We start from the raw sequence: 21,091 nt of genomic DNA on the forward strand, positions 1-21,091 counted from the left end.
TTAGTATATCGGTTGCCATTACTGAACTCCAAGCTCCCTGTACCTTGCTCTGTCTTGCGATACTTAGTGCCACTTGGCTTTAGATTAATAACAATCTTTCTTCTAACTTTGACGCTAATTGCTGATAAATCGTTTTATTCTGTTGCCTAAAATACTCTGCTAACATTTTTAAAACTTTTTGTTCTGGGAATAAAATTAACACAAGATTGAAAATTTCATCATTATCCAAAAGCTTTCTATAAACGCTTGGCGCTAAATCTTTGATTTCTTTAAAGCTCTCTAAAGGATTTTCATCAAAATTCAAACTGGGTAAATCAGGTAAGGTTTCACGCCATCGCGCTAAATGGTTTAAAACCTCATTCCAAACTTGTGGGATATTAAGTTCTTCAAACAACTCCTTACCATAACACAAGCTCAAAGGCACGCCATAATCAACAGATAATTTTTGCAATTCTTCTTTATAATAATTTTGATTTTTATTCAAACTCTCATCTATAAAGTAAAAATAGCCTTGAATGTTTTCGCCATAATGATGGATTAAAGTCTCTAGTTTTCTTTCAAAGTTATCTATTTGCCCTCTCTTTTTAGCGCTGTCATGGTCATCTCGCATTTTTTGTTCTATAAAATAATATGTGTTATCTTTTTTAGCAAACTGATCTAATTCCAAAGATTCCATTTTTTCTTTATCCTTATTGTAATAAGGAATTTTTTTAGATAAAGGTGAAAAGTTATGCTCTTTTAAATACTCTTCTATTAAGTATTCAAACGCATCGCCAAACTTAATCTCATGGGAAGTCAATAAATTTTGTAATAGTTTTGTTTTAGGCTTAGTGGGTCTAAAAATCCCCAAATAGCGTTCAGGATTTTCAGCAATATTTTCAAGTAATTTTGCTTTAGATGTTCCAAAGACGAAACGATTAAAGATCTCATTAAAGGTTTGATAATCCATTAAAACTCCTTTTGACAGATATAACGCAATTCATCTAGCAATAAAAATTGATTTTGATAATACGCATAAAAAAATTTCCAGCCATTATGGTTGGTTTTATTCAAATATTTAGCGCTCATCTTATGAATAGAAGTTTCATAATTTTCATTATCCCTCACTTGCCCGTTTTCTAAAACTTGACAAATTTTTTCTTTGTTAGATGAGTATAAAAAATCTCCAATTTTTAACAATTGTTTAGAAATTAAAAGACTCATAGGGATTTTTGGGGGTTTAGTTTCTAAGTCTAAATTAGTGATAAAATCACTTTTATCCCTAGTGTTATTAAGGCGTTTTGCCGCTTCTTTGATATAAAAAGAATCTTTTTCAATACCAATAAAATACCTATTCATAGATTTAGCCACAGCCCCTGTTGTGCCTGTGCCAAAAAAGGGATCTAAAATAATATCTTTAGGTTTAGTCGCGCTTAAAATGATTTTTTTTAAAAGCGCTTCTGGTTTTTGCGTGGAATGCACTTTTTTACCTTGCGCGTCTTTTAATCTTTCGTTACCAATGCAAATAGGGATTTGCCAAACCGATTTTTCTTGTTTGTCATTATTAAGATACTTCATTGTTTTATAATTAAAGCTAACTTTGCTGTTTTTGTGTTTAGCACACCAAATAAGCGTTTCATGGGCGTTGCATAGTCTCTTGCCAGCAAAATTAGGCACCGGATTACTCTTGTGCCAAATAATATCATTGAGTATCCAAAACCCTAAATTTTGCAAATAAAAACCAATTCTAAAAATATTTTGAAAACTCCCTATCACACAAATACTGCCATTATCTTTTAAAATCCTTTGGCATTCTTTTAACCAACCCAAACAAAAGGTATCGTATTCCCTAAAAGAGCCAAATTTATCCCAACGATCCTCAACGCCTTGAAATTTTGTGCCTTCAAAACGCTTCAATTCCCCCTCTGTTTGCATGAAATAAGGGGGGTCAGCAAAGATAAAATCAACGCTTCTGTCAGGAAAATCTTTCAATTTTTCTAAACAATCCCCCTCTATAATAGTATTTAAGTTTTCTTTTAAAAAATCCATTATTAACTAACCTTTTATATCCTCTACTCTAATTATTTTAACACAAGCGTTTTAAGGCCATCTTAATGTTTAATCTCTAGATTCGTTCTCATCAAATTATAGAAGTTGCCTATCTTTACCTATGTTAAACGATACAACAAAAACGCATAACTCCCCGATCCATTCACATGCAAATCGCAAAGCATGTTCGTTACAAAAAGATTAGAAATGGGGCTTACTTTAGAGCCTCTATCGCAAACTAGAGCGAGATTAGGTGATACAGAATAAGGGGAAAGCCAATCCCCCACCTCTGCGGTAGATGTTGTTATCGCTTGCTTCTTTACTGATGAATGCGGCATCAAAGTCAAAATCTCCGATGGCTTTGGCTTGGCGCGATAAGATAAGGGCGATATTGGTAGGGGTTACGCTCATGCTCTTCTATATAGTAGGATTCGCCTATGGTAGCGTCTTTTAATTTTTCAAAGCTGTAATTCAGGCTTTCTTGGTTTAAAACATGCAAGCCGATCAACTCAATCCCTAAAAGGCTTAAAACCCTAAACAAATCTTTATTGTTTGTGAAAAGGATTTTAGGGTAATCGGCTTTGAGAAAGTCTTCATAACGCTTGCGGTAGTTTGGAGAATACAATAACGCATAAATATAGCCTAAAATCTCTAGCGGCTCAAAATGGTGGTTATAGAGCTTGTCAATAAAGCTTCTAAATTTTGGCGTAAAATTTTCGGTGTAGTTGGGGTTATTGAATTGATAAAGGGGGTAATTAACCCCAGCTCCATTGCCCCCAGAGCTTAACCCTTGATCGTTAATGCGCGAGCTTATAAAGCATTGCGTCCAGCTTTTATCGTTGTTTTTTAGCTGTCGTGGGGTGTTTAGCACGACATTTTTGCGCGTTTGATTGGGTGTTTTAGGGTTTGTTGGGGGGGGGTAACATGTGCTTAAAGACTTCGCCTCGTGGATAAGAGATAAAAGACTTTGATTTACCGGTATAATAAGTCCAACGATAATCAAAGGGGTGGTATTGGCACAAAACAATGTATTCTTCTAAGTTATCAGCATTTGCCCTAACATCTCTAATAGCATATTCTAAACGCCAATCTCTGCCATCATCGCCAATATTATATTTTCTGCGTAATTCACTGGGTTCTAAGGTTGAAAAATCTTTTAAAAGCTCTAGCAAACTTTCTTTGTCTTTATGGAAAACGACATGATCTCGTTGCGAACAAATACCAGTGCTTCCAACTTGAAACATATCCTTAACGCTAAACCCTTGTTCGTATTCATCTAACAAGCGTGTTTGTAAAGGCAACAGCGAGTAAAAAGGCTTTCTTGGGGTAAGCTCAAGCCACTCAATACTATCCAAATCATTTTGGGCTAAAAAGGCGTATTTTTCAGCCATTTCGCCATAGACATCATAATAGTGGATTTTTTGCTTTGTTGTTTGCGGGTTTTTGACAAAGAGGTTAATGGACACGCCTTGTTTGATATTGAAAACATTTTCATCTTTTGCGCCTTCTGGTGTTTTCTCCTTTTTCCTCGTGTCTCCATGCAAATTGAGAATGTAAAGCTCATCGTAGCATTCTAAAAGAGAGTGCCTTAACCCCCTAAAAGTGGGGTTGTTTAAAAAGGCGTTGTTAGAGATGAAGCCAAAAAGACCATGCCCTAATGATTCGATCTTGTTTTGAGCGAAACGCATGAACTTCACATAATCGTCTAAGAGCCATTTAGGGTTTCTCTCATCTTGTAGTTTGTATTTGGAATAGAATTGTTTAAGATTCTTTAGGGCGTTTTTGTTGGTGTTTTTGACGCTTTTATCGCCTTGCTTTTGGGTTTGAATGTTTTTTAAAAGCGTTTTGATTTTATCGGTGAGTTTAACCTTTTTTTCAATTTCTATTGTTTGGAGTTCAGGCTCTATGCCGTAAGTGGCTTTCACTTCCCATTCAAACAAGCCCTTATTGCTACTCGCCCCGCTATAAGGGGGATTACCGGTGATGATAAGGATATCTGCCTCTCTTTTAATTGTTTGAGCGCTTCGAAGCTCTTGTTCAAAAATCAAGTTTAGTCCACGATAAGCAACGATCTCACTAGGCTGTATGAGGGTGTTGGTTAAAACGATTTTAAGCGCATCGTCTTCTTGGAGAGGTTTTTTAAATTCGTCCTTAAAGGCTTGGCTGATATTCAAATGAGCGATTGCGTAAGGAGCGATCAAGTATTCAAACCCGTAAAATTGCTTTAAGAGGTTTTGGTATTTGTTCTCTCTAGTGGAGATGCCTCCATCGCTCGTCTTTTTCATTTCTAGCGCTTTTCTGAACGCTTCTAATAAAAAAGTGCCTGTGCCGGTGGCAAAATCTAAGAGCTTGATATTTTCGTTATCTAAAGCGCTTTTTAAACCTAAGGGAGCGTCTTTGAAATGCGTTTTAAGCAAACTATCCAAAGCGTTAATGATGAATTCCACCACAGAATCTGGGGTGTAATACACGCCCTTACTCTTTCGCAATTTAGGGTCATAAGCGTTTAAAAAGGTTTCATAAAAGTGCAAATAAGGGTCTTTATCTTCATTCAAATCTTTAATGATAATCCCCATATCAACATGATTTATTGAGCTTAAAATTTCATTTAAAAGCCATTGGATTTCTTTAATTTCATCAAGTTCCTTTAAAAAATCCGCCATTTTTCTGATCACAGCGAAATTTTTAGGGATGGAACTTCTCACATTATCCAAATTAATTTTTTCAGAAGGGTGGTTGAGCTTGGCTAGAAAAAGGCTGTAGGTGAGCGTTTGAGCGAACGCATCGCTAAAGTCTTCAAAACTCAATTCTTCATAAAGGTATTCTTTAAAATTATTAAAAATGCTAGAAACTTGCGCGTTTTTTTGGTATTTGATTAAAGCGTCTTTTAAGTACTTGGTGCGCGGGCTTAAATGCGTTGCGAAATCTTTAGCGTTAGTGATAGGGGTTGCTTCGTGGTTGAAAAAGCCTCTAAAGATTTCAATCAGGTCGCGCTCGGTTTGGGGGTTATGGTTTAGGGGTTTAGAGAGTTCATCAAGGCTAGCGATAGAGATTTCTTTTTTAATGCAAGGGGCGTTATTTTCATCTTTCCCTACCCACATGAAATTAAGGTAGTCGGTGAGCATGAGGTTAGAGTTTAATTCTAAATATTTAAGGATTTGATGGTCTTTTAAGAGCTGGCTAAGATTGGTCCCTGCTTTTTTATTTTCCACATAGCCAATGTTAAGCCCTTGAAAAGAAATGCGAAAATCAGGCTGACTTCCTTGCTCTCTTGTAGGTTCATGTTCAATCTTATACTCTTTATTGAAATGGTCTTTTAACCTATTAAGCAAGTTTTGTAGAAAGGAGCGGTGCGTGAGTTCATTCTTTTTTGGCGTAAGATCTTTAATGCTTTCTAAATATTCTTTTAGCATGCTAATAACTCCTTTTTAAAGTCTTTAAGCCATTTTCATGTGCATGTCAATAAAAGTGGCTTGATGGATTAAAGCCCCTACGCTAATGGCATTCACGCCGCTTTGGGCGTAAGCGTTGATTGTCTCTAGCGAGATATTCCCGCTCGCTTCCAATAAAACAAAGGGATAATGCGTATCTCTATAAACGGCAATTTCTTTAGTCTCTAAAACGCTCATGTTATCGCACATCACAATATCCGCTCCCGCATTCATGGCGTTTTTGGCCTCTTCAAAGCTTTCGCATTCAATTTCAATTTTAGCCGTGAAAGGCAAGTTTTTTCTGGCATGCGTTAAAAAGCTTTTGAGATCTTTCACATGCTTTAAATGCGTGTCTTTAAGCATTAAAGCGTCATCTAGCCCTAAGCGGTGGTTGCTCGCTCCCCCATTAAGCACTGAATATTTTTCAAAGATCCTTAAAAGGGGTCTGGTTTTTCGCGTATCTAGCAAACGCACTTTATGAGAATTTAAAGCTTCTACAAAATAGCTCGTTAAAGTGGCGATCCCGCTGCTGTGTTGCAAAAGGTTTAAAAGGGTGCGTTCAATTTTTAAAAGCATGCTAAAATCCCCCCTAATCTCCATTAAAGTGTCTTTAGGCTTGAAGCGTTCTCTATCCTTAATGGTTTTAACGCATTCAATACCGGTCATTTCCAATAACTCTAAAGCGTATTTTTCGCCTGAAAACACGCCCTCTTGTTTAGCCCTAACAAAGGCTGTGGCTTTAAAATCTTTTTCTAACACCCTTTCAAACAAATCCCCATGCCCTAAATCTTCTTTTAAAGCGCATTCTAAAAAGGTTTTAATCTCCATTAGGATAACTCCATCATTTTAGTTAAAGCGAGTTTGGCCAAATACGCCACCTCATCTTTTAATTCAATCGCATTATAAGCCCTGTGGTTTTTATAAGCCTTTAAGACTTCAAACAAATCTTTTAAAGTCGTTTCATTCATGGTAGGGCAAAGAGCGAGCGTGCTAGAAAGAATGAAAGTGTTTTGATGGTTGCGCTTGGCTTTCAAGCGATTGACTAAATTGCTTTCAGTGCCTATGGCGACTTTTTGATTGGGGCTTAGGCTTTCTACAAATTCTATGATTTGACTCGTTGATCCGCTAAAATCAGCGTTTTGAACGACGCTAGGCTCGCACTCTGGATGGACAGCGATTAAAATATCCGGGTATTTTTGGCGGTAAAATTCAATATCTTCTAGTTTGAAAAGCTGATGCACCGAACAAAAGCCGTTATAACAAATCACATCAGCGTTTTTGATTTCTTCTTGGCTATTTACGCCTAAAACCGCGCTTTTTAAGCCATTTTCTAGAGCTAGATTTTCCCCCAAGCATTTATCCGGTAAAAAAAAGATTTTTTTATTGTGTTTTAAAGCGTGGTTAAAGATTTTAGAAGCGTTCCTGCTCGTGCAAACCACGCCATCATCTTTAGCGACTTTGGCTTTCACTTCAGCGTTAGAATTGATATAAGTGATGGGGTAAAATTCTTTAACGCCGCATTCTTTGAGTGAATGGACGCTCTTATCGTAGTAATGGCTGTCTATCATTCTTGCCATAGAACAGCATGAGAGTTTGGGCATGATCACTTGTTTGTTAAAGGCTAGGGCTTTCACGCTCTCACCCATAAAATGCACCCCGCAAAATACGATGAGGTTTTTATCGCTTTGGCTTGCGATTTTAGCCAGTTCCAAGCTATCGCCTGTATGGTGGGCTAACTCTACAATCTCATCTTTTTGATAAAAATGAGCCACTAAAAGCGCATCTAAATCGCGCAACAATTCCAAAATAGAAGTTTTTAAATCGTTATCAGTTGGCATGAAATTCCCCTATACTTTCCCCAAACTTCACGCTTTTTTCTTTCAAATCTTTAAAAGCGGTGTTTTGAATGAATAAAACGATCGTAGAGCCCATTTCAAAATTCCCTAAATTATCCCCTTTTTTAACCTTAATTGGAGGGTTGTAAGAGTAGGTTTGCGTGAAACGGGCTTTAGCGTTAGTTTGGATATTCTTATCAAAATTAAAGCGCATTTTACCCACATTTAACGCTCCCACCGCTACAAAATACAACCTATTGCCTTGAATGTCTTTTGCAACCAGCGCCACTCTTTCATTTCCCACAAACAGATTTTTGTTTTTGTGTAATGAGGGCTTATTGACCGGCAGTAGTTTCCCCGCAAAGCAACGAGCCTCTAAAATTTCTAAATCGCAAGGGGCGTGGTAGTGGTGGTAATCTTTGGGCGAAAGGTAAAAATTCACATAGAAAAAAGAAGGGCTTAAGGGGTTGATTTCGCCCACTAATTCATGCGTTTTATAGGGCATGCCTTTAATCTGTAAAGCGGTATCATTGTCTAAAAAAGCGCATTCAGTGATTAAAGCATCGCAAGGCGCAATGCAAGTATTAGGGGCTTTGTCAAAGGGGCGTTCTTTTTTTAAAGAGCGCGTGAAAAGAGCGTTCAAACTCTTATAATTTTCTAAAGGCTCAAACTCGCTCAAATCAATTTTAAAGATCTTAACATAAAGGGCGTTGATGCCTTTTTGGATAAAAGAAGGGAATTCATAGCCAGCGACAGAGCCAAAAACCCTTGAAAGAGCGTTGCTTAAAGCTACCATTTTAACCCTGCCATATTCAATATAAATTCCACCTCGCCCTTACTCACTTTAAACTCTTTAGAAATAGAATCCACGCTATAGCCTTCTTGATACATTTTCAAAACCTGTTTTTCGTTGATTTCGTCGCTAGCGGCATAATGCCCCATGTCTTTGAATTTGTTTTCTAAAATAATGATTTTTTCTTCTAAATAATCGCGCTCTTTATCCATGGATTTTTGGATTTCTTGCAATTGGTTATAAAGGTGTGAAAGGGTCGTTCTCAATGAGCTGTCCTCTTTAGCGCTTTTTTCTAAAGAAATGCCTTCCAAACGCCCCTCTAATTCTTTCAAACGCTTAGAATAGATATAATTTTCTTGATAGGATTCATCTAAGGTTTTTTCCAAACGCCTCATTTTATGGTAAAACTCTTTTTCTTTAAGATACAAATACCCCACCAAGCACACCAACACCAATAAAATCGCCCCTAAAACGACCATAAACAAATCATTAGAAGATAACATGATTGCTCCCGTTCATAATTTTAAGCCCTTTCTTTCGCTATGGACAATGAAAGAATCATAACGCTTAATGTCTAAGGCGTGCATGCGAGTGATTTCTAAAAAATTTTGATCCCTTGCCACGCCAAAAAAGGCTAGGATTTTCCCCTCTAACACACAACGCCCGTAATAAGTTTGAGACACCATCAGGCTTTGTTTTTTGATGCAAATGAGTCCATGCCCTAAAGCAGTGATGCGGTTATTTTGCTCTAATTCAAGTAAATTGTCTTTTAAAAGCAGGCTCTCTAATTTTTCTAATTTAAAATACAGCGCTTTGAGTAATTCCAAAGTGTCATTTTCAACATTCAAGCGTGAAAAATCAAAGCCAGAACCCAATAAGTCAAATTCTTCTAATACTGCTAAAGAGCGTTTGGTTTTAGAGATAAACCTTTCATAAGAGAACGATAAATCGCATTGGACTAAGCGCGTTTCAAACCCTAAAGCTTGGGATCTTAAAACCAACTCATGCATGTTTGAACCCCACATCAAGGACAATAAAAATAAAAAACACCACCCCCAAATAGCCATTACTCACAAAAAAGGCTTTAGGAATGTTTTTATAATCTCTAGCCACTAAGATCTGCTCATAAAGTAAAATCAAGGCTGAAACCCCTAATCCTAAATACGCAAAAAGCCCCCCATGATAGCATTTTATAAAACAAAGCCAGCATATCAGTGCCACAAGGTGCAAGAGCCTTGAAAGGTTCAAGCACCACTTTTCCCCTAACTGGCTAGGAATGGAAAACAAGCCCCTTTCTTTATCAAACTCCATATCCTGTAAAGAATAGAGCAAATCAAACCCAGCCACCCACAGCATCACCCCTAAAGCCAAAAAGACATTCCATAAAGGAATATCCCCTAAAACCGCCACGCTCCCGGCAATGGGGGCTAAACCCAAAGCCAAACCCACGACAAAATGCGCCAAAGAAGAAAAGCGCTTGAAATACGAATACCCCCCTAAAATGATCAAAAAAGGTAACGAAAGCTTGAAAGCTAAAGGGTTAATGAAATAGCTCACCCCCACGAATAAAAGAGCGTTTAAAGCGCTAAAAACCACCATGCCTTTAACGCTGATCCGGCCATCTACGCTCGGGCGGTTTTTGGTCCTTGGGTTATCCTTATCAATATCTCTATCCACTAAGCGGTTAAACCCCATAGCGAAGTTTCTTGCCCCTAATAAGGCTAAAAAACAAAGGATTAAGGTTTCTAACCCAAAAAAGAGCGTTTGATTTTTTTGATAGGAGCTTATTACCATAGCCATGAGTAAAAACATGCTAGAAAATATCGTATGCTCCAAAGCGACCAATTCGCTTAAAGCTTTGATTTTATGCGTGATTTTTTTAAGCAATGATTTGATCCCTAATAAAATGACTTTTCTAACCTACAATTAAACCAGGCATTATAATATATTGATAGCAACAATACAAGAAAAAGCCCATGCTCAAAACATTCATGCTTAAATAAACTTTAAAAAAACGCGCGCTCAAGATCGTTAAAAATAAATGCACCCCCAAAAGCCATAAAGACGAAGAAACAAAAATCGTAGGGATTGCTAAAGGCATGTTTAAAATGCGATCCAACAAAGACCCCAAACCCACAGCATGCAAGAACAAACTCAAAGGGAAAAACACGATAAACATCAAGCCTAAAGGAATGCTAAAGAGTTGGTAGGGTGAAAACATAGGGAAAAAGGCATGCACAATAATGAGCATGTTCAAAAACACTAGCGCACTTAAGCTTATGGCTTGAAACGATCGCATCAAAAAAGAAGAGGTTTTAAAAAAGGCTTGAGTGTGTTTTAAAAACAAAAAGATATACCACACCCCACAAACAGAAAGCAAAAACCCCACGCTAAAAAGCAATTTAGGGAGTAACGCTATTGCGATACAGCACGCTAAAATCAAAAGTTTAAAACTCAAGATCCTTACCCCAAAAAAGCATGCCAAAAACCCTAATAAGCCCATTAGAAACGCTCTGAAAAAAGAGGGTAAAAAATCTAACAGCAATAAATACCCTAGCAAAAAAACCCACACCAAAACCCCTATATCATAAAAAGCGTTCCTGTAAGGGAAATAGCGTTTTTGTAAGGGGGTATAAAAAAGAGAGAAAAGAAAATACACGCTCATGCTCAAAATCCCTAAATGAAACCCGCTAATGGCTAGTAAGTGGTTGACCCCTAACGCGTTAGCCCTGTCTCTTAAATCTTTATTCAAGCTATCCCCTATAAATAACGCTCGATACAAATTGCCCGCTAAAGCGTTTGAATGAGCGCTATCAATAAAATGGCGTAAATGCGATTTAAAATCTTGTTTTCGTGTTAAAGAAAAAGAATAAGTTTGAAAAAAGCATGATTTTAGAGACTCTAAGAACGGGCAGGGTTTGATCCTGCCAAAAAATTGCGCATGGCGGTATTGGAGGTTTTTTAAAGGCTCTCTAATGGTGGTGTAAAAGAACATGCCCTTTGATTGGAGCTTTAAAACAAAATAGGTTTTTTGATCTTTAGTTTTAGAGTATTGCAACAAGATTTGAGCGTTCAGGCTTGTAGGTTTTGAAAAATCAAGCTTTTGGTAATTCAAGTATTCTAAATAAAGATTAAGTGATAACAAAAGGCTTAAAATAACCCCACACCACAAGTATTCTTTGGGGGTTGTAAGAAGTTCAAACGCCCCTTTAAAAGTTTTGTCTTTCAAGTTGTAACGAGATCATAATCCATTTTAGTTTCTTGTCCCTCTTCTAAATGGGAATTTATAGGCATGTCTTCATAGCGCGTGAAAGGAGCGTTAAAGCGCGTATAAACCGTTCCTGTAGCCCCATTCCTGTTTTTAGCCACAATGATTTCAGCCTCTTCAATACTGCCATTTTGCTTGTGGATACGCCTTTCTTCACTGACTTTCAGGTGCAGCTCTTGCGCCTCTTCCATTTTGCCTTCTTTTTTGAGTTTGTCTATTTTGTTGTCTTCAGCCCTCATTTGATAGATATAGCCTCTATATAAAAATAAAACAATATCAGCGTCTTGTTCAATCCCCCCGCTGTCTTTAATATCAGAAAGAATGGGCCGTTTATCGTCTCGATTTTCCAGGCTGCGGTTGAGTTGCACTAACGCTATGATAGGGATTTCTAATTCTCTGGCTAAAGTTTTAAGCTCCCTTGAAATTTCAGCGATTTGCTCATGACGCTCTTTAGTGGCTTTGCTCCCTGACATGAGTTGCAAATAGTCAATAAAAGCGATACCCAATTCCTTGTGTTGGGATTTAAGCTTTCGCAGTTGCAAACGGATTTGCTCTATTTTCACATAACTTTTATCGTAGAAAAAGAGTTTTTTGCAAGAAAGGTGATCGTAGCATTTGGCTAAATTTTCCCATTGATCATCATCAAGCCTCCCGCTCTCTAAATCATGCATGTTAATAGAGGTGAGATCCGATAGCGCCCTTAAGGCGAGTTGCTCCGCAGACATTTCTAAACTAAAAACCGCTACCCCCCTATCGTCATTGAGCGCGCTTAAGACCATGTTCATCATCAAACTGGTTTTACCCATAGACGGCCTTGCCCCTATAATGACTAAACTCCCCTTATTAAAACCGCTCGTATAATTATCCAATTGGACAAAGCCAGTTGGTATGCCAGTAACTTCCAAACTCCCTTTTCTTTGGTTTTCTGTAATAAGATCCATCGTGCTTTCAAGCACTTCTTTAATATTCCTAAAGCCCTCTATGGTGCTGCCATTCAATAACGCATAGACTTCTCGCTCCACAGTGCCTAAAATATCGCTGGATTTTTGCGCGCTTTCTAGGGCTTGCTCTCTGATGGTGTTAGCCAAGCCAAAAAGTTTTCGTTTGATGGAAGCGTTTTTAATCTCTTCAACATAGGCTTCAATATTATCTATAGGGCTTGCCGCAAAAATAGCGATTAGATCTTCTTCTTTGATTTGCTTGTCTTTAGGCATTTTTTGGCGGATAAAATTCTCATCAATGGGGCAATTTTCTTCATGCAGTTTTAAAGCGATTTCAAAAAACAAGCCGTTAGGCGGGTAGTAAAAATCGCTAGGCTCTAAAACGCTATGGACCTCTTCAATCTTATGATTGGCCAACACAATGCCTGAAAGCACGATCCTTTCAATGTTTTGCAATTGCTGCAAATGCTTTAAATGATCCATTTTCATCCTTTTTATAATCGTTTGATCTTTTCTATCAAATCCAGGGGCGTTAAAGCGTAATTGCTCTTAAATTCTAAACTCGCTAGAGCGTGCGCTAAACTTGCGTTAATAGCGGCGTCTAGAGGCGTGTAATTTTGAGAAAGCAAGCTTAAAATAAGCCCCGCTAACACATCGCCACTCCCTGCTTTGGCCAAAGCCACGCTCCCTAAAATGTTGATAAAAACCTGCCCTTGATGAGCGATTAGGGTATTAGCCCCCTTTAAAAGCAACACCACCTTGGGGTATTTTTGAGAAAAATCCCTTGCGATTTCTAGTTTATTGTCTAACAATTCTAGCATGCTTATATTGATCCCCGCTAATTTTAACAACGATAAAAACTCTTTAGGGTGAGGGGTTAAAACGGCTTCTTTTTCTAAGGCTTGCAACACCTCTTTGTGATAAAAAACGCCCGCATCTAAGACGCATGGGGCTAATTCAAGCCACTTATTAAAATCCTTTGGGAAACCCTCTAACCCCATGCCAAGAGCGAACGCGCTTAACGGGTTAGGGAAATTTTCACAAAGAACCAATTCCAAAGGCTTGTTACTGGAAGTTATCTCGCATTCTAACGCTTGAACGCTCACCACTCCAGATCCAAAACTTAACGCGCTTAAAGCGCTCAATAACCCGGCTCCGCTATGCTTCCCTAAAAGAACATGCGCATGCCCGTAATCGCCTTTATGAGCGTTTTTTTTATCCCTTAAGGGCAGTTTCAAATCGCTTTTTTCCAGTAAAAAAGTGTCTGTTGGGATCTCATAAATTTGATTAAAAACCCCTAAATGCCCCACTTTCAATTCCCCTGTATAGTCTTTAGCCCTATCGCTTAATAAGCATGATTTGATAGCACCCATGCTGATAGTCATGTCCGCTTTAAACGCCCTCTTATCCACCCTGCCTTTAGAATCTATCCCGCTAGGAATATCGCAAGCAATCTTAAAGCGTGCTTTTTGAGAAAGGCTTTCAAAGTTTAAAAACGGCTCTAATCCGCCCTTAAAATCGCTCCCTATCACGCAATCTATTAACACATCGCATTCTGAATCTTTATTTTTTTCTTCCCATGTTTTTATGGCTACCCCTACTTTTTTAGCCCTTTCTTTTTGCAATTGGCACATGGGGCTTTTTGCTGATTTCATTTCAAAGACTAGCGTTTTAAATCGCCCCACTAAACGCCTGGCTAACGCATAGCCATCGCCTCCATTATCCCCGCTCCCACAAAGGATAATGACTTTAGCGCCTAAAGAAGCGTTTTGTAAAACCGCCCTTTCTAAAGCCATAGCAGCGTTTTCCATTAAAATGTCTTCGCTTAAATTAAATTCTCCAATCGCCCTTTTGTCTAGGGCATTCACTTTTTCATACACTGAAAGCATCTTTATCTTTGTCCTTGTCCTTGAAATTGAACGCAAAACGAATTTTCATGAAACGATCCTTTTAAAGAGGGTTCGCTATGAATTTCTAGACGCATTCTATACTTTTCGCACACTTTTTTCACCAAATCTAGCCCTATACCATAACCCAACACGCTAGAATTGAAACGTGCATAACGAACGCTTAATTCTGCGATCTTATCTTTGGGGATTTCATACCCTAAATTTTTCACTTTCAAAAACTCATGCGTTAGCTCTATATGGATATACCCATGCATGACGCTGTATTTGATCGCATTCATGAGCAAATTACTATAAAGCGAAATGAAATCCTGCTCTTTAGCCTTAAACACCACTCCCGCTAAATCGCTTTTAAATTCCAGCTTGTGGTAGTCTATCATCTCGCTAAAAAGCGTGTTTTCTTTGGTAATTAGGGCTTTTAAATCTAAAAGCATAGGGGATTGGCGATCAATATCTTGCATCACTAAATACGAGAGCGAGCGGTATAAAAAACTCATGCGCTGGATAGCGATTTTAATGCGACGGTGCTGTTGTTTATCTTCTAAGGTTTTTAAAGACAAGACTAAAGCGCTCATGGGGGTGTTTAATTCATGCGTGGTGTTTTTTAAAAAATGATCGATGCGAATGATTTCATTCCTAATGGGCTTTAAAAACAAACGCCCCAAAAACACAGAAACCCCTATCACGCATAAAAACGCCATGACAAACACCAAAACAATGTTACGATACAAAGAAGAAAAATGAAGGGGTTTAGAATTTTTAAAAAGCATTTTAGCCACGCCTAAGTGAGCGAAAGTTTCATCGCTGAATAAGTAATACTCCCCCTTGAAACTAAAAAAGCCCGCTTTTTTATGGTTTTTAATCAAATCCGCGCTTTCAGGGATATTAGAATACAAAATGCGTCTCTTGCTATCAAAAAGGGCTATGGAAGCGTCTTTATAGCGTGAAATCAGAGCGTTTAAAGCGTTTTGATAATCCCCATGCGTTTGCATGTGCAAAGCGATCGCTTCGCTAGCGATCTTAGAAGCCATTTTGTCCATGTCCATGCGTATCATTCTGATTTTTTCGTTTTTTTCATAGTTAAACGCTAAAACGCTAATCACTAGCATCAACACAAACGAAGAGCCCAAATAAGTCCCTAAAAAGAGTTTAAGGGATTTTTTTTCATAGTGGATTAAAGCGATAGCCCACCCCCTTATGCGTTTCTATGCAATTTTTACCTAAAAGCTTGCGCAACACTTTAATATAAGTGCGTAAGGTGGAATCATCAATAGCTTGCTCCCATAAATTATTTTCTAACACTTGAGAGCTAATGATTTGCCCTTTATGTTCCAAAAAGTATTCTAAAAGTTGGGCGGTTTTGGGCGCTAGGATTTCCTTTTTCCCTTTAATATTCAAAGAGTGTTGGTAATAAAAAATGTTAGGCATAATTTCTATGGGATCATCATTGAAAAATCGTTTAATGCGCGCTTCCAATTCGTCTAAATCAAAAGGCTTTTTCAAATAATCGCTCGCTCCTAAATTAAAAGCGTTCTTTAAGGTAGCGTTATCCTGCAAGGCGGTGATAAAAATCACAGGCGTAGAGATTAAAAAATCGTTTTTGATGCGTTTGAGCAATTCCAAGCTATTCATTTCAGGCACTTGCACATCTAAAAGCAAGAGGTTAAAGCGCTCAGCAGAGAGCCTTTCATAAGCTTCTTTCCCGTTAAAAGCACAAAACACTTCATAGCCTAAATGCTCTAAAAACTCCTTAACGCTCTCGCTTAAAAGGTAATCGTCTTCTAGTAAAAAAATCTTTTTTTGCATGGGGTTATTGTAGCGCTAATTCTATAGCCTTTACACTCTAAAAGCGGTTATGAAAAACGCTCTCTTTAAAAAGACACCGCTTTATTTTATCAGCCGTTTTTAGAATGCAATAAATCTTTATTGTATTCCAACATAACATCTTGTAAATCAAGTCTATATAACACATTTTTAATGTAAGTAAAATAAAGGCTTTCTTGTTCTTCTTTTAATCCTTTAGATAAAATCACATCGCAATTTTCAAAATACAAACAAATATGTTTATTTTGCGTTTGAGATATTCTCGCATGGTTAAAAGCATCAATATAGATTAAATTTTCCCATTTATCCAAAAGATCAAATTCTTCTATAGAGCGAGCCAAGCATAAAGGCACAATATGGTGCAATTCAAAGCCCTTTTCTTTTTTAACGCCATGTTTTTCAAAATAAAGGGCTTTCTCTTTAATAGAGCGTTTGAGTTTTTTATCGTTTTGTTTGTTTTCTTCATTGAGCGTTTTTAAAATAAGTCTCTCTTTATTGGTCTCAAAAAACACGCTTTGTTCCAACAAGCTAAAAATTTGTTGGGCTTGATTTTTCCAATTATGATAATCTCTCTTTTCTAGCTTATTTCCGTTAAAATGGTTAGGGTTGCAATAATCTTGCACTAACTCTTTTAATTTTTCTTTTTGGATACGGCTTAAACTCCTGTATTCTCTAACATATTCTGTAATTCCACTTCTAGTAAAATTTTCAATATTTAAAAATGTAACAAAAAACATCATCTCTTCAATGTCTAAATAATGGTTGTCAAGCTCTATCATAACCTCTCTGCATTCTGCTCCAAAGCCTTGCAAAAGATTTTCTAAAGCTTGCGTGTAACAAAAATTTTTTCTTAACAAATCTTGCGCGTTTAAAAATTCTATAGCTGAGAGAGTTAAACTGATATATTTAAATATTGCTTTGAATGTAGGGGTTTGTAGGTTCCTTATTTTTATTGTAGCGTTCAATCAACCCCATTCTATGCATATCTACAAAAAGATTTTTTCTCAAGCTATCTTGGGTTACTTGCATTCCAGACTTGCAGATATTACCAACCACTTTTGCATAAACCTCTTCGCCTATTATATTGCTAGGGCGTTTGCTCATATCGGTGGTGCGAATTTGTAAAAGATCTTCTCCCACTTCATTAAAAATAGCTTGAATAATGGTTTTAATTTTATTTTGATCGTAACGATTGTGTTGGGATAAGTGTAAGCCCCTATAATCAGGGCTTCTTATACGATCAGCTAAGAATTTCAAACACTCTTTACTGGGGTCAAGCTGTGTGATTTCTAACAAAATTTTTCCTAATTTTGGCATGTTAAATATCCTTTTTTATTCGCATTCATTATACTTAAACATTTCCAAACTCTCATGCACATATTCAGCATGGGTTTCACACCCTATAAAATTACGCTCCAAACTTTTAGCCACTAAGCTAGTCATGCCACTGCCACTAAATAAATCTAAAATCAAATCGTTTTTGTGAGAGCTAGCCTTTATCATGCGTTCAATAAGCGCTTTAGGTTTAATGCTAGGGTGTTTTGGCTTAAGGATTTTACCATTCTCTTTTTCAACATGCCTTTGTGAAGCGATTTCCCACACATCAAGGCATAATTTGCCCTTAGGGTTAGGGAACCAGCGTTTGTTATTTTTTAAAATCCCCTTACTTTGAGCATGTTTGATGCGTTCGGTGGATTCATAAGCGATGCGAATCTCATCGGCATTAAAAGTGTAGTTTTTCTTGTGCATGCTATAAAATAAAATGCTTTCTTGTGCGTGGTTATAACGCTTTTTGGCGTTGGCAAACCCATCTTTTTTAACCCAAGTGATAAAATTTAAAAAATGTGCTTTTTTATGGTGCAAATACGCTAAAAATAAAGCACAATTAAAAGGGGTATTAAAGATATAAAAACTCCCCGTGTCTTTAAGTTTGGGTAGCATTTTATCAATCCAAGCGTAAGAAAATGTTAAAAACTCTTCGTCATTTTTAAAACTATCCCATGAAGCAATTTTAAGATTGTAGGGGGGATCAATAATGGCTAAATCAACGCTTTTATCTTCTAATTTGTCTAAAAATGTGAAAACATCTTCTATGTAAATCTTATTCAAAATCAAACAAATTTCCTAATTTTTGCTCAATCAAGGGCTTATAATTTTCATAGAGTTCATAACCTATAAAATTTCTTTTTAAAAGTTTTGCTTCTCTTAAGGTTGTCCCGCTCCCGCTAAATGGATCTAGCACCACATCGCCCACGCAGCTATACAATCTAATCAAACGCCTTGCCAATTCAGCCGGCATTAAAGCCGCATGCTTGCCAAAAGCAATATCATTTTTATTAGGGATTGGGATTTCCCAAATTTGTTTGGTAAATTCCACCCATTCTTCTTGAGTCAGTTGGCTTTGTTCTTTTTGCTCTTCTGTGGGTTGTTTGGGCTTGCCGTCTTTGACAAACACGCCGATAAATTCTATAGTATTTTGCGCATAAAAATTTCTAGGATAAGGGTAGCTCCCAAACATCAATCTTTTAGTAGGATTTGCGCGTTTCCAAATATAGACATCTAGCAAGAACATTTTAGGCTTGTTTTCTAGCGTGTTGTTTAAATCATATAAAATGGAATGCTGAATATCAGCATGCAAATCAAAGATATGGCGGTTATAGTGCGTGTTTAAAACCTTTTTAAGCATGGGCATTAAAGGCACATTAATGCATAGCTTGCCATTTGGTTTTAGCGCTCTGTAGCACTCAAGCCAAACTTTTAAAAGACCTAAAAGATAATATTCATATTTTTCTAACGCCCCTAAATCTTCAACATGTTGGGTTGAATGCTGCAAGTCTTGTGTGCCATTTTTCGTGTAATCTTTGATGTTGAAATAAGGCGGGCTTGTGATGATCAAATCCACGCTATTATCTGGCACTTCATTCATGTTGGTGCTGCTATGATAAAACACTTTATTGATATTCAATCTTATTTTTACCTTTTATTAAACTTCAACGGGTTTCACAGAGATAATTCTACAATGAAATAGGGGTATTTTAAAAAAAATGAGTCAGAGTAAGGTAATCTAAATTTTCAATAAGTCAAACTCCCTAACGCTCTCGCTTAAAAGGTAATCGTCTTCTAGTAAAAAAATCTTTTTTTGCATGGGGTTATTGTAGCGCTTAATGAGCGGGCTTTGTTATAATGCTTCTTTATGTTTTTAAAGGAGCGTTATAATGAAAACGAACGGAGCGCAATTTTATTTGGAACAGACCTAATTGCATAATCACAACCTCTACTTACACCCCTTATCTAATCAGCCACCCTAAAAGTAAGGATGAAACAACGGCGTTAGAATAATAAAGAGCGTTGTTTGGACTGCTTCACACTTTATTAAACTGATTGATTTTCACACAAAAATTTAATTAGATGCAGCTTTGATAAAAGACTTTTTGCTATAATTACACCTTTGTTTATTCTTAAGGTTTGCGTGAATTTTACACTATTGAGCGCTAAAAATAGGAGCTATTTTTGAAATCTTTACTCTCTTTGTTTTTAAAATCAAAATTATCTTATCTTTATTATTGCCCTTATATAGCTTTCGTTTTGATGGTTGCAACCATTGCAAAAACGCCTCTTATTCAAAAGATTCCTGTTATTAGGAGGTTCTTTAGCAGTCGTTATGGCTTTCAAAAAGACAGCCTTATTCGCATCCAAAACCAACTAGACAGATTGCTCACCCTTACAAAGCCTGCTCCTCCACCCATTCGTAAAAAAACCTTATGCATTCTCCGGCTAGATCTCTTGGGGGATTATGCACTCTATCGCAATTTTTTACCTCTTTTTAAAAAATATTTTGAAGATCATGAAATCACCTTTATTGGAAACGCTACTGTCAAGGATATAGCAACCCATTGCGATTCCAAATATATAGATAAGTTTATCTTTTTAGACAACATTTATTGGGAAAAATACTTGCGGATTGGCGTTAGTGGCTCACGCCTTTCAAAATTAAAAGAATTGTTATTTTTTCTCCCAAAATTCATGAGAAAACGCTATGAAGATGTTTCTCATTTAAGAAAAGAAAGCTACGAGATATGCATTAATAGTTCTATGTTTTATTTTCTGACTAAAGAAGACGCTATTATAAAGCACTTAATTGCCGAAAATAAAGTGGGGGTTTTTTGCACCCACCCAATAGAATCTTTCTTTAGGACTGATTATAGAAAAAGAGGGGAAGTTAGAAAAAGCTTTTATACGCATTTGTTCTATCCTAAAGAAGTGCCCCAATTTCTCTATGATTCCAATCAAGATTTTTTTCAATCTTTTTTTAAGCATTTTAAAGGCGTGGATATAGGGTTTGTTGAACTTGAATTAAAACTCCCCATCGCTTTTGAATGTGAAAAGTTTAAGGATATTCTAAAACCACCTTATGGCGTGTTGAATCTCGGAGCTAGCGATAGCTTTAGAGTGTATAAACGCTTTGATGAGATGATCTACTTTTTAAATCCTAGCTACCAACTCATTCTTTGCGGGAACTCTAAAGAAGATGAAAAGCTTGCCAGTTCCATTTTAAAACGCCACAAAAATGCCGTTTCTTTAGTCAACCAAACCGGCTTAATAGAATACCTCCATCTTTTAAAGAACGCTAGTTTTGTGATGGGCAATGAGTCTTCCATCACGCATTTAGCCGCTTGTTTGAAAATCCCTTATGCGTTCATAGTCTCTTCGGGTCTCTCAAGCCCAAGATTCCACCCCTACCCAAAGAAAATTGGCTCTAATATCCACATGATCTATCCAAGGGATTTTCAAAAAATCATTTCTAGGCCTAAGAGCTGGATGTTCAAAGCCATGACTATGCCGCACCCGTCAGTGGATGTTGTGAATCCGCAAGATATTATTGATACCATCAAACATTTTGCCCCTCATCTTTTGAAAGAAGATGCGCCATCTGATTTTAAAGAAATGACCTATTTTGAACGAGTTTGATTGCGTTGCAAGTTTTTAGAGAATAAGCATTGAGATTGTAAAAGCATAAAAACCTGCTTTTCACTGAGCCATTACATGAACTCTTTTCAAATTCAC

19 protein-coding genes and 1 pseudogene are annotated in these 21,091 nt (G+C 37.1%); 1 reads left to right on the top strand and 19 read right to left on the bottom strand.

Translation table 11 applies throughout. The features are described 5' to 3' along the window. Positions 1 to 79: 79 nt before the first annotated feature. The 19 genes and pseudogenes from AA974_RS06110 to AA974_RS06195 all read right to left on the bottom strand — a co-directional run bounded on the left by AA974_RS06110 (position 80) and on the right by AA974_RS06195 (position 18,992). A complete protein-coding gene (locus tag AA974_RS06110) occupies positions 80 to 949 on the bottom strand; it encodes an HpyAIV family type II restriction enzyme (protein ID WP_064433826.1) in 870 nt (289 codons plus the stop codon). Beyond that, positions 949 to 2,028: a DNA-methyltransferase gene (locus AA974_RS06115; protein ID WP_064433827.1), complete on the bottom strand. Its 1,080-nt coding sequence runs from the start codon at positions 2,026 to 2,028 to the stop codon at positions 949 to 951. Before AA974_RS06115 ends, AA974_RS06110 begins: the two co-directional genes overlap by 1 nt. 119 nt (positions 2,029 to 2,147) lie before the next feature. Continuing rightward, positions 2,148 to 2,366: a DNA methyltransferase gene (locus AA974_RS08095; RefSeq protein ID WP_154815454.1), complete on the bottom strand. Its 219-nt coding sequence runs from the start codon at positions 2,364 to 2,366 to the stop codon at positions 2,148 to 2,150. 5 nt (positions 2,367 to 2,371) lie between these two features. Continuing rightward, positions 2,372 to 2,899, bottom strand: a complete 528-nt coding sequence (locus tag AA974_RS08100; protein ID WP_064433828.1) for a type ISP restriction/modification enzyme — start codon at positions 2,897 to 2,899, stop codon at positions 2,372 to 2,374. A gap of 28 nt (positions 2,900 to 2,927) precedes the next feature. Then, complete coding sequence (locus AA974_RS06125; RefSeq protein ID WP_064433829.1) at positions 2,928 to 5,441, bottom strand: type ISP restriction/modification enzyme; 2,514 nt, start codon at positions 5,439 to 5,441, stop codon at positions 2,928 to 2,930. A 24-nt stretch (positions 5,442 to 5,465) separates the two neighbouring features. Continuing rightward, the gene (gene nadC, locus AA974_RS06130) at positions 5,466 to 6,287 is read right to left on the bottom strand and encodes a carboxylating nicotinate-nucleotide diphosphorylase (protein ID WP_064433830.1); all 822 of its coding nucleotides are present in this window, start codon (positions 6,285 to 6,287) and stop codon (positions 5,466 to 5,468) included. Next, entirely contained in the window at positions 6,287 to 7,297 is a 1,011-nt protein-coding gene (nadA, locus tag AA974_RS06135) for a quinolinate synthase NadA (RefSeq protein ID WP_064433831.1), read from the bottom strand. The genes nadC and nadA overlap by 1 nt, the downstream gene beginning before the upstream one ends. Further along, positions 7,287 to 8,090 carry a phosphatidylserine decarboxylase gene (locus AA974_RS06140; protein ID WP_064433832.1) on the bottom strand — a complete coding sequence of 268 codons (804 nt, stop codon included), beginning with the start codon at positions 8,088 to 8,090 and terminating at the stop codon, positions 7,287 to 7,289. The genes nadA and AA974_RS06140 overlap by 11 nt, the downstream gene beginning before the upstream one ends. Continuing rightward, positions 8,084 to 8,590, bottom strand: coding sequence for a DUF6115 domain-containing protein (locus AA974_RS06145; RefSeq protein WP_000953084.1), 507 nt, complete (start codon positions 8,588 to 8,590; stop codon positions 8,084 to 8,086). The genes AA974_RS06140 and AA974_RS06145 overlap by 7 nt, the downstream gene beginning before the upstream one ends. Before the next feature lie 12 nt (positions 8,591 to 8,602). Then, positions 8,603 to 9,097, bottom strand: coding sequence for a hypothetical protein (locus AA974_RS06150; protein ID WP_064433833.1), 495 nt, complete (start codon positions 9,095 to 9,097; stop codon positions 8,603 to 8,605). Next, positions 9,090 to 9,932 carry a menaquinone biosynthesis prenyltransferase MqnP gene (mqnP, locus tag AA974_RS06155; protein WP_230380966.1) on the bottom strand — a complete coding sequence of 281 codons (843 nt, stop codon included), beginning with the start codon at positions 9,930 to 9,932 and terminating at the stop codon, positions 9,090 to 9,092. Before mqnP ends, AA974_RS06150 begins: the two co-directional genes overlap by 8 nt. A 70-nt stretch (positions 9,933 to 10,002) precedes the next feature. Further along, positions 10,003 to 11,316 carry a ComEC/Rec2 family competence protein gene (locus tag AA974_RS06160; RefSeq protein ID WP_064433835.1) on the bottom strand — a complete coding sequence of 438 codons (1,314 nt, stop codon included), beginning with the start codon at positions 11,314 to 11,316 and terminating at the stop codon, positions 10,003 to 10,005. Then, a complete protein-coding gene (locus AA974_RS06165) occupies positions 11,313 to 12,779 on the bottom strand; it encodes a replicative DNA helicase (protein ID WP_064433836.1) in 1,467 nt (488 codons plus the stop codon). The genes AA974_RS06160 and AA974_RS06165 overlap by 4 nt, the downstream gene beginning before the upstream one ends. Before the next feature lie 11 nt (positions 12,780 to 12,790). Continuing rightward, entirely contained in the window at positions 12,791 to 14,185 is a 1,395-nt protein-coding gene (locus AA974_RS06170) for a bifunctional ADP-dependent NAD(P)H-hydrate dehydratase/NAD(P)H-hydrate epimerase (protein WP_064433837.1), read from the bottom strand. A 2-nt stretch (positions 14,186 to 14,187) separates the two neighbouring features. Next, on the bottom strand, positions 14,188 to 15,402 hold the full coding sequence (gene crdS / locus AA974_RS06175) for a copper-sensing histidine kinase CrdS (protein ID WP_080471055.1): 1,215 nt from the start codon (positions 15,400 to 15,402) through the stop codon (positions 14,188 to 14,190). Continuing rightward, a complete protein-coding gene (crdR, locus tag AA974_RS06180; RefSeq protein ID WP_064433838.1) occupies positions 15,368 to 16,009 on the bottom strand; it encodes a copper response regulator transcription factor CrdR in 642 nt (213 codons plus the stop codon). Before crdR ends, crdS begins: the two co-directional genes overlap by 35 nt. Before the next feature lie 89 nt (positions 16,010 to 16,098). After that, positions 16,099 to 17,344, bottom strand: a pseudogene (locus tag AA974_RS06185) (restriction endonuclease subunit R). 15 nt (positions 17,345 to 17,359) lie between these two features. Beyond that, positions 17,360 to 18,142, bottom strand: coding sequence for a site-specific DNA-methyltransferase (locus AA974_RS06190; protein WP_064433839.1), 783 nt, complete (start codon positions 18,140 to 18,142; stop codon positions 17,360 to 17,362). After that, complete coding sequence (locus AA974_RS06195; RefSeq protein ID WP_064433840.1) at positions 18,129 to 18,992, bottom strand: DNA-methyltransferase; 864 nt, start codon at positions 18,990 to 18,992, stop codon at positions 18,129 to 18,131. The genes AA974_RS06190 and AA974_RS06195 overlap by 14 nt, the downstream gene beginning before the upstream one ends. 545 nt (positions 18,993 to 19,537) lie before the next feature. Between AA974_RS06195 and AA974_RS06200 the strand changes: the two genes are divergently transcribed. Then, a complete protein-coding gene (locus tag AA974_RS06200) occupies positions 19,538 to 20,995 on the top strand; it encodes a glycosyltransferase family 9 protein (protein WP_064433841.1) in 1,458 nt (485 codons plus the stop codon). The last annotated feature ends 96 nt before the right edge of the window (positions 20,996 to 21,091 follow it).

It is taken from the genome of Helicobacter pylori (genome assembly GCF_001653475.1).
GTDB lineage: Bacteria > Campylobacterota > Campylobacteria > Campylobacterales > Helicobacteraceae > Helicobacter > Helicobacter pylori_CM.